We start from the raw sequence: 1,845 nt of genomic DNA on the forward strand, positions 1-1,845 counted from the left end.
TTTTGTGCGCCCAGCATGGGCGCACTCCTGTGGGTGCAAGTCCCACCGTAAGTTGATCACAGCGAACGAAGTGAAGCGCAACTGCGCGAGGGCGACCGAGCGTGGGAAGGAAGCGTGGAGCATAAGTTGCGAGCCGATGGACAAGAACCGGATAGAAGGCGCTGCCGAGCAGGGCGAGCGGGCAAGAAGCTGCGAAGCTCTCGTGATCAAGGCGAAGTGGCGTAAATCCGGCGGTTGTGCAGCGAAGGAGTGCGTTCTTACCTGGGGAGATCTCGCCTTGTGGCTGAAAGGCCGACGGTGCTGAACCGGAGCGAGAAGTCAGCCGAGGCCGTAGTAGCCACCGGGATGGGGCGAAGGGCCGAACGAGTAGGAGAGCCGACAGCCATGTCGCTCGGACGTGCAGTGCATCAGAAGCCCGCGCAAGCGGGGCGCATCGCGGGAGGGCGAGGTGAAGCCGCGCCTGAAGGGATGCGTGATGAAGCTCGGACGGCGCGACAGGAAAGCGAAGGCTCGGGGCGAGACGGCCTGCTGGCGCAGGCGCTCGCGAGTGCGAACATGGTGCAGGCGTGGAAACGCGTCAAAGCCAATCGCGGTAGTGCCGGGGTGGATGGACGGACGATCGCCGAGACGGCGGAGTATCTGAAGACGCGCTGGCCCCGGATTCGGGAAGCGTTACTGGATGGCAGCTACCGGCCACAAGCCGTGCGGCGCGTGCAGATCCCGAAACCCGGTGGTGGAGTGCGAGAACTGGGGATTCCGACGGTGACGGATCGACTGATCCAGCAAGCCTTGCTGCAAGTCTTGCAGCCCCTCATTGATCCGACGTTCTCAGAACACAGCTACGGCTTTCGTCCGGGACGCCGCGCGCACGACGCCGTGCTCGATGCACAGCGCTACGTGCAGGACGGCTACCGGGTGGTGGTCGATGTGGACCTGGAGCAGTTCTTCGATCGGGTCAATCACGACATCCTGATGGCACGGTTGGCGAGGTGCATCGCGGACAAGGCCGTACTGCGGCTGATCCGCCGGTATCTCGTGGCCGGAATCATGGATGGCGGGGTGGTCATGGAGCGGTTTGAGGGCACGCCGCAAGGCGGGCCGCTGTCGCCGCTCCTGGCCAATGTGCTGTTGGACGAGGTGGATCGGGAATTGGAGAAGCGCGGCCATCGGTTCGTGCGCTACGCCGACGACTGCAACGTGTATGTGCGCAGCCGCCGAGCGGGCGACCGGGTGCTGGTGGGCTTGCGCAAGCTCTACGACCGGCTCCACCTGAAGGTCAACGAAGCGAAGACGGCGGTCGCACCGGCCTCGTACCGCAAATTTCTGGGTTACGCCTTTTGGTACGGCCCGGGCGGACAGGTCAAATGCAGGGTTGCGCCCAAAGCGCTGGAAACCTTCAAGCAACGCATCCGGGAAATGACGCGTCGTTCGGGCGGGCGCAGCCTGCCGGAAGTGGCGGAACAGCTCCGGACCTACATGCCGGGTTGGAAGGCGTACTTCCAACTCGCGCAGACGCCGCGGGTGTTTCGCCAACTCGACGAATGGCTGCGTCACCGGTTGCGTGCGCTGCAGCTCAAGCACTGGCGTCGGGGCACGACGATGTACCGGGAGTTACGGGCGCTAGGCGCCTCGGAGGCGGACGCCCGCAAGGTGGCCGCAAACAGTCGATGCTGGTGGCGCAACAGCTACCAAGCAACGAACCGAGCCATGCCCACCGCCTACTTCGACCGACTCGGCGTGCCGCGGCTCTCATGACCTCAACTGCTCGAACCGCCCGGTGCGGACCCGCATGCCGGGTGGTGTGGGAGGGGATCGGTCAGGAAGCCTGACCGCCCCTATCCCGAT

At 64.7% G+C, this 1,845-nt stretch carries 1 protein-coding gene; it reads left to right on the plus strand.

Features of this window, described 5'->3' with window-relative positions; all coding sequences use genetic code 11:
- Positions 1 to 384 precede the first annotated feature (384 nt).
- The gene (gene ltrA, locus GPA22_RS22390; RefSeq protein ID WP_169258278.1) at positions 385 to 1,755 is read left to right on the plus strand and encodes a group II intron reverse transcriptase/maturase; all 1,371 of its coding nucleotides are present in this window, start codon (positions 385 to 387) and stop codon (positions 1,753 to 1,755) included.
- Positions 1,756 to 1,845: the final 90 nt, after the last annotated feature.

It is taken from the genome of Aromatoleum toluvorans, assembly GCF_012910905.1.
Classification (GTDB): Bacteria; Pseudomonadota; Gammaproteobacteria; order Burkholderiales; family Rhodocyclaceae; genus Aromatoleum; species Aromatoleum toluvorans.

What these genes read in the sequence shown, in the direction of transcription:
- ltrA (WP_169258278.1), top strand. Translation starts at nt 385, where the DNA reads ATGTCGCTCGGACGTGCAGTGCATCAGAAGCCCGCGCAAGCGGGGCGC.